Origin of the sequence: Paenibacillus massiliensis subsp. panacisoli DSM 21345 (assembly GCF_000426545.1) — a bacterium.
GTDB classification, from domain to species: domain Bacteria; phylum Bacillota; class Bacilli; order Paenibacillales; family Paenibacillaceae; genus Paenibacillus; species Paenibacillus panacisoli.
Genome location: NZ_AUFO01000008.1, coordinates 269,681 through 285,074, shown reverse-complemented (window position 1 = coordinate 285,074; position 15,394 = coordinate 269,681). Strand labels below are relative to the sequence as shown.

The following is a 15,394-nucleotide window of genomic DNA, read 5'->3' as shown; positions in this document are numbered from 1 at the left end:
ACAAAGGCGACCGCTGCCGCTTTTCCACAATCAGTCCGTCCTCTCCACTGTTTTAAGCGGGAAACCAATCCTCCATCTTTTACAAACACAAAAAAAGAAACATCACTTTTGGTAAAAAGGAAGTGCGACCAACCATTTCAAAGGAGAGGTTTCTACCCTGGTGGTGGCCGTGACAGCTATCACCCTAAAATGCTTACCAAAGTCATCATTTGCGCCTACACTCAGCGTATGTATTCCTCCCGCCAAATCGCTAAATCCATCCGGGAGAACATCCTCTTCATGTGGCTCGCCGGCCGGCAGCGGCCGGACTTTCGTACCTTGAACCGCTTCCGTTCCCAGCGGATGAAGAGCGTTCTCGAATCCGTATTTACCGCCGTGCTTCAGTTTCTGGCTGACGAAAAGAAAGCTGCACGAAGGCAAGGGGAAATCGGGAAGTCGTGGTGAGTTTGGAACGATTACGGTACCAGAAACAGGCTCGGGAATTGCTGCAAAGCGAGGAAGGATACCTCTTAGCCGTACGCCGAATGACGGAGCCAGAAAGCGTATTTGGACAACTGAAGAACAAGCGGGGTTTCCGGCGATTTCTGCTTCGCGGCATCGAAAAAGGTGATACTGGAGGTCGGCTGGCTTTCGCTCGCCCATAATCTATTGAAGCTAGCAGCAAATGACCAAAAACGCAGAGCAGCGATTCTCCAATAATGGGAGAATCGCTGCTCTATTGACGTTTTAAGCTTTTGAGAAGACAGAGGGCCTATCTCCGCCAGTAGAATATCTACTTATGAGACAGCCTCTTTGTTATGCCATGCTATTTTAAATTCGCGCGTCTGGCTATTATGTCTTCTGCTCACAGCCTCTGTGCAATCTCCAGCAGCTTACCGATGCCTAGCCGAATCTGCGACTCATTCACGTAAGAGTAAGACAGACGTATCCAGCCATGGTGCTTGTAGGGGGATGAGTCGAATACCTTCCCTGGGACGAAGGAGACAGATGCCTCCATACATTGGTACAGAAGGTGAGCGGTGTCGACTCCAGGCGGCAATTCTACCCACAGATTCAGTCCACCATGCGGGCTGGTCCATGTCCACGTGCTTTCCCGCAGGCATGCTTCCATGACATCCTTGCGCATTTGCAGGGCTGTGCGGAGCTTGGACAGGTGCTGCTCCATGCGTGGGGATTGTACATATTGAAGGAAGAGCTTCTGGTTGAGCAGCGGCGATCCATTATCCGCGAGCGCTTTTACCGCATGCAGTAACGGCATTAAGTCAGGTCGGCAGATCAGAATCGCTATGCGCAGACCTGGAGCTACATACTTGCTGTAGCTGCGAATATATAAGGCTCTCCCGGAGGTATCGTAAGCGAAGACGGGGGCCGGGGGATGTTTTTTGAAATAAATATCATAGGTGCTGTCATCCTCCACCAGATAGCAGCCGTATTTTTCGGCCAGCTCGGGTAGCAGCTTGCGCTGCTCCGTCGGAACTGTAAATCCCGTGGGATTGTGGAACGTCGGCGTCAGATAAAACACCCTTGGCTTCTCAACTCGTAATATCCGTTCGAGCTCCTCCAGATCATATCCATAGGGATGGATATCGAGGAAGGTCAATTGTGCGCCCTGTTTACGGAAAATTTCCATAGCTGGACCATAGCAGGGACGCTCTAGGAGCACCCGATCCCCAGGTCGAACGAGTGCCCGCGCGGTCAGATCAATAGCCTGCTGGGCTCCTGAAGTAATGAGAATCTCATCGCCAGTGAGATAGAGATGCTCCTTCTCCGTTAGTTGCATCGCGAGTGCCTCACGTAGCTCGGCGTCACCAGCCAGAGTGGAGTAGCTGCCAAGCAAGCGTGGATACTGTTCGGTCAGTGAGCGTAACAGTACATTCCAGTAATGGTTCGGCAGGAGAGTGGGATCAATCAGCGACTGAGAGAATTGGTAGGTCGCCTGTAATGAATGAATGCGCGGGAGTGAGTCCCAGTGACGCCAGACCGAGATGGCGGGATCGTCCGCCAGATCAGATGGAGCAGTGGCCTCCTTACCTCCGACATAGTAGCCAGACTTGTCTCTGACATAGATGCTGCCTTCCTCTTTCAGCACCTGATACGCTTTGAACACCGTAAGGCGGTGAACTCCTAGCTCCTCCGCCAAGCTGCGTACAGAAGGGAGCTTCTGATCCGTCTTCCATTCACCGCTATCCATTCGCACCCGTAAATATTCAATTACCTGCTCATACAGCTTCAGGCGATGGCTCGGCTCAAGTCTGGATGGGGGCCGACCCTGATCTGCCTGACCATTATGCTGCAACTGACCATTTTTCATATGGGGCCTCCCGAACTTGGATGATGTTGTGTTCTATTGTACCGCAAATCCTCTCGAAATCATCACAATCTGTTCTGTCATATTCATTCTGTTCTATGGTAGCTGCTGTATGATGAATGACAGATGAAGGAGGGGCTCTGATGATTGCATTAGGTTATATTGTGATGTGTCTAGTATTCGGCACGACGTTCTTGGCTATTAAGATTGGTGTGGAAGCAGGGCTACCGCCATTTTTGTCCGCAGGCTTGCGATTTTTGGTGGCCGGGATACTAATGTATTCCTGGATGAAGCTGAGAGGGAAGGCGCAGTGGTCGCTGCTGCTTCGCAAGGAGATGCTGCTGACGGGCTTAGGGCTTACCTTTGGCACCTTCGCGGCATTATATTGGGCAGAACAGTATGTCAGCTCAGGCATTGGAGCGATCCTGTCGGCTACAGGTCCCTTGATGATTATGATGATCCAGACGTTGCTGCTACGGCAGCCGATGTCGGTCCGTATGCTGGCAGGCTGTGTGACGGGCTTTGCCGGTGTTGTGCTGGTGATGCTGCCGGGTCTGTCTATTGCAGGAGGCGGGCTGTGGATGTGGGGATGTATTGTCATTCTGGTGGGTGAGCTGTGCTATGCCGCTGGAGCGCTGTATTCCAAACGAGTCATTGTTCAGTTCCAGGAATCTCACCCTGTTGCGCTGAATGCGGTGCAGATGATGTACGGTGGGCTGCTTCTGGGGATACTGTCATGCTTCACAGAAGCTTGGGACTACACGGCCATTACTGTATCGCCTGCAGTCTGGTCACTGGTGTATTTGACGGTGATTGGCTCTATGGTCGGGCACAGCCTGTTCTACTGGTTGGTAGCACGTACCAATCCCTTATTTCCAGCAACATGGTTGTATATTTCACCGCCAATTGCTGTAGGGCTGGGAGTGGTGTTCTACGGTGAGCATGTCACCTGGATGACATGGGCTGGTGTGGTGCTGATTGTGTCTGGTTTGCTGACAATGAATGAAGGCGTCATGCGCTGGATCAGAGCACGGATGGGACGTACGGCACCTGTTCCAAAGCAGATGTCATGACAGGGTAGTCATATGGAGGATAGTGAAGTGGAAGGGACGATACGGCAGGAGAACCTTATGAACAGAGGAATAGGGCTTCGTATCGGAAATCTCCGACATTCGGACTTCACAGACTACAGATTTCACAGACTCCTATTGAAGGTTATCCAGATGCTTGTAGTTGACGTGGGCATTCACGTCATGGACGGGGGCGCTGCTGTATTGGCGGATGCTCCCGTTTTCTTTTTTGTAGAAGTATCTTGCCTCTGGCTCATCCGTGAAAATGACCTCGGTGCTAACGACAGGAGCTTTTCCGATACTGGTGTCGATGCGGTGGATATCGGATTGCTGGTATCCTTGTGTCTGTAGTAAATACCTTTCGACTTCGGTATCACGATTGCTAATGTAGTATTGGCGGTATGCAAGTGCGCTCAGGACAACAACGAGTAGAGACAGCAAAATATACAATGGAGCTCTCCGGGTACGCAATTGGATATTCCTCCGTTCAGGTTAAGAATTCGGTGAGGCTGTCTGGCTCAATTAAGCATCAGTGACGTGACCAGACCAGATATGAGATCAAGCTGAAAGAACTGGGGAGTCTAGGCGTTAGTGGATAGTAACGGACAGAGGGAGGCCATAACTACACCCTCACATAGGATAAGGCCAAGGTTCTATAGATTAAAGGCTATAGACTATAGACAGCCCTGATCCGCGAATAGCTTCATGGGAATCAGGGCTGTTGTGGTGTACCAACCCCAAAAAGTCGATACAATGGCAGTTTCCTTAGTTGGCGTTCAAAATAAACTTGTCGATGACATGCTTGACGCCATCCTCATTGTTGCTCAAGGTTACGTAGTCGGCAAGCTCCTTCAATGCAGGGATTGCGTTGCCCATGGCTACTCCAAGGCCTGCGCATTCCAGCATTTCATGGTCATTCCAGGAATCGCCAATTGCAATGGTCTCGGACAGATCGCATTTATAATGGTCCGCAAGGAATGACAAGGCATGGCCCTTGGTACCTTCATGATGCATGAACTCCAGGAAGTGCGGCTTGGACTTCGTAATATGCACCTCATTGCCCAGCATTTCGCGTAGGATCGGAGCGATTTCATCCAGCACCTCAGGCTCATCAATGACGAGCATCTTGTGCGTAGGCTGCTCGACCATTTTGCTGAATACCGGCTCAATATAATAAGGTGTCTTGTTCAGAGCGCAGTAATCAATGAGCTTCTGATTCTCCTCGCGTGAATAGAGCTTGTCACCGATGTAGGTCTGCAGGTGAAGATTGCGCTCCAGACAGAACTCGTACAGCTTGCGAGCTGCTACAAGTGGAAGATAGCGCTCATAGAGCACCTGCTCATCGAGCAGATTTTTGATCAGAGCCCCTTGGAAAGTAATGATTGGCACATTCAGACCTGTCTGGCGGGCAATAGCCTGAGCCGACGAATAAGCGCGGCCTGTAGCCAGCGTCACAATAACATCCTTGGCGATTGCAGCCTCCAGCGCCTGCTGGACAGCAGGGGTTACTTCCTTGTCATCGTTAATCAGCGTGTCATCAATATCAATAGCCATCAATTTGTACATGGTTCTCGCTCCTATTCTCTCTGTAAATTCTCTCTAGGGTTACTTACCCTGTTTGTCTGGCATAAATTCAGCAAGCCTAGCCATGTTCAACATGGCTCCTCGATTGCAACTGGTCTATGCTGCATTTGAGCTGGTCGAGGTACTAGTCCTCAAGCAGTACCAATCCGATGAAATCGTCTGTCTCCAGATTACCAAAGTAATGCTTGAGATCCAGGGAGGACAAGGCTTCTCTCACAGCCGACTCCTCATAGCGCTGGCCACGCAGAGCGTCCTCAATATCCGCAACATCACCTACACCGAAGAAGTCGCCATAGATCTTGATCTCCTCAATGTGACCATCCTTCAGATCCATACGAATATCAATGAGACCGATCGGGAACTTCTTGACATGCTTGATGTTACTTGCTGGTGACAGACCATAGTTCCAGGCCCAGGACTGATAGCGTTCCTTGGAAATCTCATGGATCTTGGTCCAGTCCTGCTCGGTCAGCTGATACTGAGGCACCTGCTCGGCCTCCATGCCAAAGATATGGCGAAGCAGCTCCGCCCGGAATTCCTCAATCGTCATCGGCTTGTCCATCAGATCCGCAATATTGGCTACGCGGCTGCGTACGGACTTGGTGCTCTTGGACTTGAATTTCTCAGGATTGACGTTCAGCGAAGCCTGTACATCATCCAGATTCAGATTGAACATCAGTGTGCCGTGACTGAACATCCGGCCGCGTGTAGAGAACTGGGCATTCCCGGAGATTTTGCGTTCGCCTACCTGTAGATCATTCCGTCCAGTCAACTCTGCAGGTACGCCCATGTCGTGAAGCGCATCGACTACCGGTTGGGTGAATTTACGGAAATTATGGAATGACTGTCCGTCGTCCTTGGTAATGAAGCTGAAGTTGAGGTTGCCAAGATCATGATAGACCGCGCCGCCACCGGACAGACGACGAACAACCTGAATATTATTGTCCTTGACATACTCGGCATTGATCTCTTCCACCGTATTCTGATGCTTCCCGATAATGATGGAAGGCTTGTTGATATAGAAAAGCAAGTAACTATCGTCCAGCGGTAAATGCTTAAGGGCATACTCCTCAATTGCCAAATTAATCGCAGGGTCGGTAATGCCCTGATTGTCGATGAACAGCATGTTCATTCCTCCGTCTAAGCAATATTGTCTGCATAATGCATACGTTCAGCAAGAGGCTCTCAAGCTTTCATGAAGAAGGCACACGAAGTATGTAGCGCGAGATACATGGCACAAAAGGTGAAACGTCCATAGAATGTGCCAGATAGCTCTGCTAACCGAGTCAGTTCGTATACTGAGATTCCTCATTATGCGCATCGAAGTCGAACGTATTTTGTCGATTCTATCAAAATTATAACATTCACAGACGCTCTCTGCACCGCCTGATCTGATTTTGAATTGACGGAGCAGGAAGGACGGCCCCATAATGGGAACCAGCTACTGGGCATGTTCGCCCAGAAAGGATGAATCGGTATGATTGAAATATACGGACATGGGGGAGACCGTGAGACAGCCGCAGGGCTGTATGGCTTACCTGCTGCGGATTTTCTTGACTTCAGTGCCAACATCAATCCGCTCGGACCACCCGAAGAGGTAAAGGAGGCGTTGATGAGCGGGCTGCAGTCTGTCATCAGGTATCCTGATCCGGGTCACCGTTCTCTGAAGAGTCTGCTAAGCCGAAGACTGCGCGTCTCTCCAGAGCGAATCAGCATCGGCAATGGCGCAGCTGAGAGCATGGCGCTCATTCTGCTTGGATTAAGACCACAACGGGTCGGCTTGGTCGAGCCCTGCTTCTCGGAGTATGCCGAGCTGTCGCTCAAGTTCGGGGCAAGCCTCAGTCGGGTATATGGCAAGGCTTCTCTTCAATGGAGAGCGGATGTGGAAGACATCGAGCGCTTGATCTCGGAGGTGGATATCCTGTTCATGGGGCAGCCGAACAATCCGAACGGGGTGCAATATGGGAGAGATGAGCTGCTGGCTGTTGCCGCAGTTGCTGAGCGTTCAGGGACTTACCTGGTGCTGGATGAGGCATTTATGGATTTCATTCCGGCAGCTGAACGAATCACACTGCTGCCGGACCTCGAACGCTATTCACGGGTGATCCTGATCCGCTCCATGACGAAATTTTATGCCATTCCGGGTCTGCGACTGGGCTATGCGCTGGCAGCACCTGACGTCATTCGTCGCATGACGGACCAGCAGGTGACCTGGAGTGTGAACGGACTCGCTCTACTGGCTGGCGAAGCCTGTCTGAGCAGTGGACAAGCTTACGAAGATCAGACGCTGAAGCTGATAGCTCAGGAAAGACAACGTCTGCTAAGCGGTCTATCCGAGCTGGGCTGCGGAGTGACGGCGAGTCAGACTAATTATTTGCTCGTTCGGGCACCAGGAATGTGGAAGGCAGTAGAGCTTCAGGATGCTCTGGGACGTCGTGGTGTACTGATTCGCAGCTGTGCTATGTATCCTGGCTTGACAGACAGCCATTTTCGCATTGCGGTCAAGGATCAGGAAGCCAATCAGGTGCTGCTGTCCGTCCTGGAAGCTGTGCTGGAGGGGGAACGGCGAAGTGGTCGTTAGTGTCATTGTCGCGGCAGCGTATGTGCTGGACCGTCTCATCGGCGATCCACGCTGGATTCCACATCCGGTTATCGGAATGGGCAAGGGCATCACTCTGCTGGAAAAAGGAATTCGGAGCAGATGGCAGTCACCTCAGGCGCTTAAATGGGCAGGCCTGCTCTTGCCCCTCTGCATCGCAGGTGGAGCCTATGGAATAACCTGGCTTCTTATTGCGGGGCTCGCCATACTTCATCCGTGGCTTGCCATCGGGGCTGAGATTATACTACTAGCGACAACTATAGCCTCCAAAGGACTCAAGGATGCTGGCATGGCGGTGTATCAGCAGCTGGTGCAGGGGAATCTGCCTGCAGCCAGACAGGAGCTGGGCATGATTGTTGGGCGGGATACCAACGAGCTGGACGAGCCGGAGATTACACGAGGTGCGGTCGAGACGGTGGCTGAAAATATCGTGGACGCGATTATCTCACCGCTCTTCTACGCATTGCTTGGTGGAGTACCGCTGGCGATGGCTTATCGGGCGGTGAATACGCTTGATTCCATGGTTGGGTATAAGAACGAGAAGTACAAGGACCTGGGCTGGGCTTCAGCTCGTCTGGATGATGTAGCCAATTATATTCCTGCACGCCTGACCGCGTTGTTGCTCTTCATCGCAGCATGGCTGAATGGCAGCAGCGTCAGTGGTAGTATTCAGGCGGTGCGGCAGGATGCTCGTCAGCATCCCAGCCCGAATAGTGGCTACCCGGAAGCGGCCGTGGCAGGTGCGCTGGGCATTCGGCTTGGTGGATATAATGTATACCATGGTGTCTGTTCATTCCGGGCTTACATGGGACAGCCACTTGAGCAGCTGCAGGCTGAGCATATACGCCGAACAGTAAGACTTATGTTCGTGGTCTGTAATCTATTTGTTGGCTTGTGTCTGGCTGTTACAGGCATCTGGCTTCTCATCGCATAAGCCAATTAGTGTATGCTCAGGATGGCTTATGAATAAAGGCTGATCTGAAGGCTTGTTATCCATTTCGTTCAGCAGTGTCGGATTATGAGGTCCATGAATCAAGATCATTGAATGTGGATATTGCACCATTCACCTTGGATGGGAAAGGAGATCAGGCGATGCGCGACAAAGTGGAGCTAACGCTGGTTCGCCACGGAGCTACACAGTGGAACCGGGAGAAACGCTATCTAGGACACACGGACGAGCCGCTATTGGCAGAAGCACATGATTCGCTTCGTTCATTGGGCAGTTGGCTCTCCGCGCAGAGCTTTGACCGTATCTACAGCAGTGATCTCCGGAGATGTCTGGAGACGCTGGAGTGCGCTGCTCCTGCGCTGCTGCCGAAGGCGATTCGTGATGAAAGGCTGCGTGAGCTGAATTTCGGCGCGTGGGAAGGAGAGACCTATGCTACGCTGAAGGAGATCCCGCTATATCGGGCCTGGATTGATGAACCACGTCGATTCACGCCACCACAGGGTGAGAGCTGGAGTAGCATGGAAGCCCGGATGCTTTCTTTTGTGGATACATTGCGGCTGTTGTGCGGTCAGGTCTCATCTGTGGATCAGCTGGATATGAAGGGATCGCCTCCCTTAGTCACTTTGCCATCCTTGATTCCTTTGTCCGTTCTGGCTGTTACCCATGGCGGAGTTATTCGTCAGTTGGCTGCCATGACCGTTGCCGGGTTAGACTTCTGGGATGTACAGGTGGAGCCGGGAGGGGCTGTCCGACTAGAGCTTAAGTTCACAGCAGATGGCATTATCGGAAGCTACCTTGGACCTGTAGAGCTGGAATAAGGAAGTTGTTTTTTGTTCACTTGTACCAGTAGCTGGCGGTTGTAAGCCTATCTTATTTGGCCTATAATCACTAAGTAAGTGCAAGGGAAGCTGTCCATGTTACAATAATCTCAGCGGATTAGGTCAGCCTGTGGCAGATGTAGTGCAGGCTGTGAAAAGGGAAGCCGGTGCAATTCCGGCACGGTCCCGCCACTGTATGCTAGGGGATGTCGGCAATATGCCACTGTCAGCGGAAGATGACGGGAAGGCTGCCGGGATGCTGCACCCAGCAAGTCAGGAGACCTGCCTTCTCTGCTTGGTACCACGATCCTTCGAGGAAAGGACGGCGTGTATTTAGTGATGTTCCATACAGCAGGATCATGCCGTATACACTGGAATGAACACTATAACGACCCGGTCCTCATGAGAGGTCCGGTTTTTTGTTTACCATTTTATTAAAGAAGACAGGAGAGAGATCATAATGACGAGAACAATGAAGATATGGATGACGGGGCTGCTGTCCTTACTACTCGTACTGGGGCTTGCAGCATGTGGCAACGGAGCGAATCAGGGGACGACGCAGCAAGGTGCAGAGCAGGAGCAGCAACAGGCCGTGAAGGCCGGTCCTACGAAATATCCACTTACTGTCAAGGATGCGACAGGGCATGAATTTACCTTCGAGAAAGCACCGGAGCGAATCGTATCTGTCTCCCCGGCGGAGACGGAGGCGCTCTTCGCTATTGGACTGGATGAAGAGATCGTCGGGGTGTCAGATTACGATGATTACCCGCAGGCAGCGCTGGACAAGCCCAAAATGGGTGGCATTACAAAGCCGAATGAAGAATCTATCATTGCCGCTCAACCGGATATAGTATTTGCGGGTATCTCATTAAGCGAAGAAGCTACCAACAAGCTAAGATCGCTTGGCATTCAGATTTTCAAGACAGATCCCAAGACCTTCGACGATGTGATGGCTAATATTACGCTCTATGGACAGATTGCAGATCGTCAGGTAGCAGCTCAAGCCGTGACGGACCAGATGAAGGCGGATATTGCTGCTGTGAAGGAAGGCGTCAAAAATATCGGAGAAGACCAGCGGCTGAAGGTGTATGTCGAGTTCTCGCCAGGCTGGACGGTCGGCAAGGGCGAATTCATGGATGAAATGATTACACTGGCTGGCGGTATGAATATAGCATCAGACATGACGGGCTGGAATCCGATCAGTGAAGAGAAGGTGATTGCTGCGAATCCAGACGTTATTCTATACGGCAGCAATGTAGTGGATTCGAAGACTGGAGAGACGCTGGAGCAGATCATCAAGGGGAGACAGGGATGGTCGAAGATTAATGCGATCCGCAACAACCGCGTGTTCGGACTGGAGGATAATCTGATCAGCCGTCCAGGCCCGCGTGTCACGGAAGGACTCAAGGAGGTTGCCAAAGCAATCTATCCTGAAATCTTCAAATGATCCGTTCACTAGCAGGCTATGGAGCGCTTGGTGGCGCGCTGCTCCTTTTGACGTTGCTCGTCTGCCTGGGTATTGGCTCAGTGCATCTACCCATCTCTCATATTGCAGGCATTCTGGGGCATCAGCTTCCCTGGCTGAAGGAAAGTATTACGCCTTATTGGGAGGCTTCCGCTGAGCAGATTATTGTGCAGGTGCGCTTGCCCCGCGTATTGCTGGGTATGCTAGCTGGTGCAGCCTTGTCGCTGGCAGGAGCCGCTTTTCAGGGCGTGCTACGCAATCCGCTGGCGGACCCTTTTACCCTAGGGGTGTCCTCGGGGGCGGCTGTTGGGGCAGCGGTACTGATTTATTGGGGATTGCAGTATGCCTTCTTCGGTCTATGGACATTGCCGATGATCGCTTTTGTTACAGGAGTTACGACCCTATGGGCCGTCATTACGCTGGCTCGGGAAGGTAGGCGGATTCCCACGAATAGCCTGATCTTGTCCGGGGTGGTCATGCAGTCCTTTCTGGGTGCGGTTGTATCATTTCTAACAGCTATGTCCAAGGAGACGGTCAATGAGATTCTATTCTGGACCATGGGAAGTCTCAGTCTGAAGGGCTGGCCTTATGTATTCCTGCTACTCCCCTATGTGCTAGTCGGCATCCTGTTTCTGTGGAATCGCGCTCGAGTGCTGAACATTCTGGCGCTTGGGGAGCGTCAGGCCGCTCATGTAGGTGTGAAGGTAGACCGCACGAAGCTGTGGGTCCTGATCGTAGCTACGTTATTAACGGCTGCTGCCGTGTCCATTTGTGGCGTGATCGGGTTCGTGGGTCTCGTCGTTCCACATATGATCCGACTCATTACAGGTCCTGATTATCGTCTCATTATTCCCCTTTCCGCTTTGGGTGGTGCGATCTTTATGGTCTGGGCAGATACCGCTGCTCGCTCGTTACTGGCTCCTATGGAGATTCCTTTGGGCGTGGTGACTGCCTTTGTCGGTGCACCGTTCTTCGCCTTTTTGCTGTATCGCAGCAAGCGACGGGGAGAAGGAGGCTGGATATGAGCAAGACTACTGTAAGCTCTGGTGTAAAGAGTCCCGCGGTGGATGTGCTGCAACTGCACAAGAAATATGGAGAGGTGTCTGCCATCACCGGACTGAGCTGGTCCGTAGCGATGGGAGAATGGTGGGGTGTCATCGGTCCGAATGGCAGCGGCAAGTCTACATTAATCCAGGTCTTGTCCGGGGTGGAGCAGCCCGGGGAGGGTGAAGTAAGAATTATGGGACGCCCTGTATCTGAATATCGTCGCAAGGAGCTATCCAGAATCATTGCTGTACTCCAGCAGGAGGGGCTTCCTCCGATGGGCTATACCGTGCGGGATGTCGTGGACATGGGGCGTTTTCCTCATCAGGATTGGCTAGGTAGGGACCATGATGGTGATACGCGTCAGATCACGGAGCAGGTGCTGGGGAAGCTGGAGCTGCTCCCACTGGCGGAGCGTAGACTGGATCAGCTCAGCGGCGGTCAGCGACAACGTGTAGCACTGGCGAAGGTAATGACCCAGGAGCCGCAAATCCTGCTGCTGGACGAGCCGACCACGTATCTAGATATCAGATACCAGCTTCAGTTCATGGAGCTGCTGTCTGAGTGGCGGCAAGAAACGGGGATTACCATCGTTGCAGTGCTGCATGATCTGAATCTGGCAGCACAGTTCTGTGACCGCATGCTGATCCTGCAGGAGGGTCAAGCTGGTATATGTGGTACACCGTCGGAGCTGCTGACGGAGGACACGCTTCGTAAGGTGTATGATATTGATTCGCTGGTCATTGAGCATCCCGATCATGGTGCGCCGCAGCTGCTGCTGCGCAGAAGCTCACGCAGATAGAGACTCAAGGAGAGTACTAGCACCTTGACCGAATACGATTGTGGGTTTGAATGATCTGAAGAGGGCGTGGTAAGCGGAGAGCGGGGAAGCCCTAGAGAAACGAAGTGTCCATCTTTAAGCTTGCTGTTCATCAGCTTTTCCATTTCGTTCATTAGAACAGCAAGCTTAACAAGGGTCGACAGGGCTCCCCGCTTGCAGCGGCTCTACACTCCTATTTGATCTGCTCAGTAACAACATTTGCAAAGGGGATAGCAGGCTATGAATGAAGAATTACAGCAGCTCTTACATACCATTAGACACAATATTGCTGATCAGGAGGCCGAGAGCGCAGCTTCGGCTCACCTGGATCAACTCACGAAGCCGCCTGGTAGTCTTGGGAAGCTGGAGACCCTTGCCATTCGACTTGCTGGAATTACAGGGAAGATACAGCCAGAGTTCACGCAGCGTGCAGTTATTGTCATGGCTGGAGATCATGGTGTATGTGCCGAGGGCGTGAGTGCATTTCCAGCTGAAGTAACCCCACAAATGCTGTACAACATGCTAGAGGGTGGGGCTGCTGTGAATGTGTTGGCTAGACAGGCTACCGCAGAAGTCATCTGTGTCGATGTAGGGGTTAATGCGGACGTGGAGCATCCAGCATTAATTAGCCGCAAGATCCGTAAGGGGACAGCGAATATGGCCCAAGGCCCTGCGATGACCCGAAATGAAGCAATACAGGCTATTCTGGCCGGAGCGTCTGTAGCGATTGATGCAGTGGAGCGTGGTCATCGTCTACTGGTTACCGGGGAGCTGGGAATCGGGAATACGACGGCGAGTGCTGCGGTAGCGAGCGCGCTTACAGGGCAAGATCTGTCACAACTGGTCGGTAGAGGTACAGGTATTGATGATGCAGGCTTGGAACGGAAGATGGATGTAGTCAGAAGAGCACTGAAGGTCAATCAGCCGGATCAGGCAGACGGACTCGATGTACTGTCCAAGGTTGGGGGTCTGGAGATTGCGGGGCTGACGGGCGTGATCCTCGGCGCAGCCTCCCGTCGCTGTCCAGTCGTGCTGGATGGATTCATTTCCAGTGCTGCTGCGCTAGCTGCCCGTAGTCTTGAACCCCAGAGCGCGTACTATCTGCTGGCTTCACACTGTTCCCATGAACAGGGGCACGCTGCAGTGATGAAGGAGCTTGCTCTGGAGCCCTTGCTCCAGCTGGATATGCGACTAGGGGAAGGGACAGGAGGAGTTCTGGCTCTGCACCTGATCGATTCTGCCGCCTGCATCATGCGGGAGATGGCGACGTTCTCCAGTGCGGGCGTCTCGGGAAAAGAGGTGGCTTCTTCATGAAGTCGCTGGTGACTGGTGGAGCCAGAAGCGGGAAGAGCAGCTTTGCTGAGCGTTTGTGCATGAGCCGTGCGAAGGAAGCCACTTATGTGGCTACTGCACAGGCCTTCGATGTCGAGATGGAGCTTCGAATCGCTGAGCATCGCCGTCAGCGGGAGCAGACAAGCTTTGCTTGGAAGACAATAGAGGAGCCATTGCAGCTACCTGAGCTACTGCATCGTAATGGGCACAGCTCAGATGAATCACCACCACCAGCACTACTGGTGGATTGTCTTACGCTATGGCTGTCCAATTTGGTACTAGCTAATGAAGAGATGGCCGAGCAGACGGCACGAGCAGGAATTACAGCGCTGGAAGAAGCCGTCAGATCATATTCGGGGCCGCTGATTCTGGTAACAAATGAGGTAGGTAACGGCATCGTTCCCGAATATAAGCTGGGCAGGCTGTACCGGGACCTGAGTGGTGTCATGAATCAGCGGATGGCTGCTGTCTGTGATGAAGTATTCCTCGTGACGGCTGGCATCCCTGTTGAGCTGAAGCGGCTGGAGTACAAATGGTAAGCAGAGGCAGAGGGCATTTGGAGGCTGTTGCTGCCGCATTCCAGTTCCTATCCCGCTTGCCGGTGAAGAAGGAAGTGGACTTCACTCCCAAGGTGCTGAGACAGAGCACAATCTACTATCCTCTTGTGGGCCTCGCGATCGCCGTTGTCGTATGGTTCAGCGCTATCGTCTTCTCCTTGGTGCTTCCGGCATTTCCTGCTGCGGTACTAACCTTGATCGTATGGGTATGGTTAACCGGAGGCTTGCATCTGGATGGCTGGATGGATGCGGCCGATGCACTGCTAAGCTATCGTACACGGGAACGGATGCTTGAGATTATGAAGGATAGCCGGGTCGGTGCCATGGGCGTGCTGGCTTGTGTACTGCTACTGCTGCTGAAGCTGTCCTTGATCTATACCGTACTTACCGAAGGTCCCATAATAGCTCTAGTGCTGCTGCCCATGGTCTGGAGCCGTTGGTTCATGGTGAGGGCCATTCATCACTGGCCGACGGCACGTGGGGATGAAGGTCTGGCTATGCTCTTCAAGGATTTGGGGACCGCTGAGCTCATTCGCTGCACGCTGTGGGCTGGTGGAATCACCCTTTTGCTGGTTGCAGGAGAACTGAGTCTTTACAATTCCAATTATTATTTAGCGGCGTTCGAGCTGATCGGTTATCCTCATACAGGCTATTATGTGCTGTGTTCTGTACTGCTTCCATTAGTGGCATGGGGGATCGGTCATGGAGTTGCCGCGCATATCCATCGTCGTCTTGGAGGGTTGACCGGGGATATATACGGGGCACTGAATGAACTGCTAGAAACGGCTTTGCTGTTATTCCTGATCGCGCTGTACGGTATCTATTAACGTATGGATTGGCGTATGGCT

At 52.4% G+C, this 15,394-nt stretch carries 15 protein-coding genes, 1 pseudogene and 1 riboswitch; of the genes and pseudogenes, 12 read left to right on the top strand and 4 right to left on the bottom strand.

Translation table 11 applies throughout. The annotated features are described in order from the left end of the window. Positions 1–153 precede the first annotated feature (153 nt). Together K331_RS32605 and K331_RS32600 are read left to right on the top strand one after the other, a co-directional pair. A pseudogene (locus K331_RS32605) lies at positions 154–399 on the top strand (transposase); the annotation flags it as partial. 47 nt (positions 400–446) lie between these two features. Continuing rightward, positions 447–644, top strand: coding sequence for a transposase (locus tag K331_RS32600; RefSeq protein ID WP_036634245.1), 198 nt, complete (start codon positions 447–449; stop codon positions 642–644). A gap of 200 nt (positions 645–844) precedes the next feature. On the opposite strand, the gene K331_RS0106280 is transcribed toward K331_RS32600, so the two are convergent. After that, on the bottom strand, positions 845–2,311 hold the full coding sequence (locus K331_RS0106280) for an aminotransferase-like domain-containing protein (protein WP_028589621.1): 1,467 nt from the start codon (positions 2,309–2,311) through the stop codon (positions 845–847). 140 nt (positions 2,312–2,451) lie between these two features. Between K331_RS0106280 and K331_RS0106275 the strand changes: the two genes are divergently transcribed. Beyond that, the gene (locus K331_RS0106275; RefSeq protein WP_028589620.1) at positions 2,452–3,381 is read left to right on the top strand and encodes a DMT family transporter; all 930 of its coding nucleotides are present in this window, start codon (positions 2,452–2,454) and stop codon (positions 3,379–3,381) included. A gap of 132 nt (positions 3,382–3,513) precedes the next feature. Here the strand turns inward: K331_RS0106275 and K331_RS31380 are convergent, their stop codons facing one another. From K331_RS31380 to K331_RS0106260, 3 genes are all read right to left on the bottom strand, one after another. Continuing rightward, positions 3,514–3,849: a DUF3139 domain-containing protein gene (locus K331_RS31380; RefSeq protein ID WP_166653237.1), complete on the bottom strand. Its 336-nt coding sequence runs from the start codon at positions 3,847–3,849 to the stop codon at positions 3,514–3,516. Positions 3,850–4,143: 294 nt separating this feature from the next. Continuing rightward, the gene (locus K331_RS0106265; RefSeq protein WP_028589618.1) at positions 4,144–4,944 is read right to left on the bottom strand and encodes a Cof-type HAD-IIB family hydrolase; all 801 of its coding nucleotides are present in this window, start codon (positions 4,942–4,944) and stop codon (positions 4,144–4,146) included. Between the two features lie 142 nt (positions 4,945–5,086). After that, the gene (locus tag K331_RS0106260) at positions 5,087–6,088 is read right to left on the bottom strand and encodes a lipoate--protein ligase (RefSeq protein ID WP_028589617.1); all 1,002 of its coding nucleotides are present in this window, start codon (positions 6,086–6,088) and stop codon (positions 5,087–5,089) included. A 351-nt stretch (positions 6,089–6,439) separates the two neighbouring features. Here K331_RS0106260 and cobD point away from each other — a divergent pair, with 351 nt between their 5' ends. The 9 genes from cobD to cobS all read left to right on the top strand — a co-directional run bounded on the left by cobD (position 6,440) and on the right by cobS (position 15,373). Further along, positions 6,440–7,543: a threonine-phosphate decarboxylase CobD gene (gene cobD / locus K331_RS0106255; RefSeq protein ID WP_028589616.1), complete on the top strand. Its 1,104-nt coding sequence runs from the start codon at positions 6,440–6,442 to the stop codon at positions 7,541–7,543. Then, positions 7,533–8,495, top strand: coding sequence for an adenosylcobinamide-phosphate synthase CbiB (gene cbiB / locus K331_RS0106250; protein WP_028589615.1), 963 nt, complete (start codon positions 7,533–7,535; stop codon positions 8,493–8,495). Before cobD ends, cbiB begins: the two co-directional genes overlap by 11 nt. Before the next feature lie 158 nt (positions 8,496–8,653). Next, on the top strand, positions 8,654–9,328 hold the full coding sequence (locus K331_RS0106245) for a histidine phosphatase family protein (RefSeq protein WP_028589614.1): 675 nt from the start codon (positions 8,654–8,656) through the stop codon (positions 9,326–9,328). Positions 9,329–9,431: 103 nt separating this feature from the next. Further along, positions 9,432–9,632, top strand: a riboswitch (cobalamin riboswitch). A 153-nt stretch (positions 9,633–9,785) separates the two neighbouring features. After that, complete coding sequence (locus K331_RS0106235) at positions 9,786–10,775, top strand: ABC transporter substrate-binding protein (RefSeq protein WP_156897617.1); 990 nt, start codon at positions 9,786–9,788, stop codon at positions 10,773–10,775. Then, positions 10,772–11,818: a FecCD family ABC transporter permease gene (locus tag K331_RS0106230; protein ID WP_028589612.1), complete on the top strand. Its 1,047-nt coding sequence runs from the start codon at positions 10,772–10,774 to the stop codon at positions 11,816–11,818. Before K331_RS0106235 ends, K331_RS0106230 begins: the two co-directional genes overlap by 4 nt. Next, positions 11,815–12,639, top strand: coding sequence for an ABC transporter ATP-binding protein (locus K331_RS0106225; protein ID WP_028589611.1), 825 nt, complete (start codon positions 11,815–11,817; stop codon positions 12,637–12,639). Before K331_RS0106230 ends, K331_RS0106225 begins: the two co-directional genes overlap by 4 nt. Before the next feature lie 258 nt (positions 12,640–12,897). Then, positions 12,898–13,971 (top strand): nicotinate-nucleotide--dimethylbenzimidazole phosphoribosyltransferase, encoded by a 1,074-nt coding sequence (gene cobT / locus K331_RS0106220; protein WP_028589610.1) that lies wholly within the window; start codon positions 12,898–12,900, stop codon positions 13,969–13,971. Next, positions 13,968–14,528: a bifunctional adenosylcobinamide kinase/adenosylcobinamide-phosphate guanylyltransferase gene (cobU, locus tag K331_RS0106215; RefSeq protein ID WP_028589609.1), complete on the top strand. Its 561-nt coding sequence runs from the start codon at positions 13,968–13,970 to the stop codon at positions 14,526–14,528. Before cobT ends, cobU begins: the two co-directional genes overlap by 4 nt. Further along, positions 14,522–15,373: an adenosylcobinamide-GDP ribazoletransferase gene (gene cobS, locus K331_RS0106210; RefSeq protein ID WP_028589608.1), complete on the top strand. Its 852-nt coding sequence runs from the start codon at positions 14,522–14,524 to the stop codon at positions 15,371–15,373. The genes cobU and cobS overlap by 7 nt, the downstream gene beginning before the upstream one ends. Positions 15,374–15,394 lie beyond the last annotated feature (21 nt).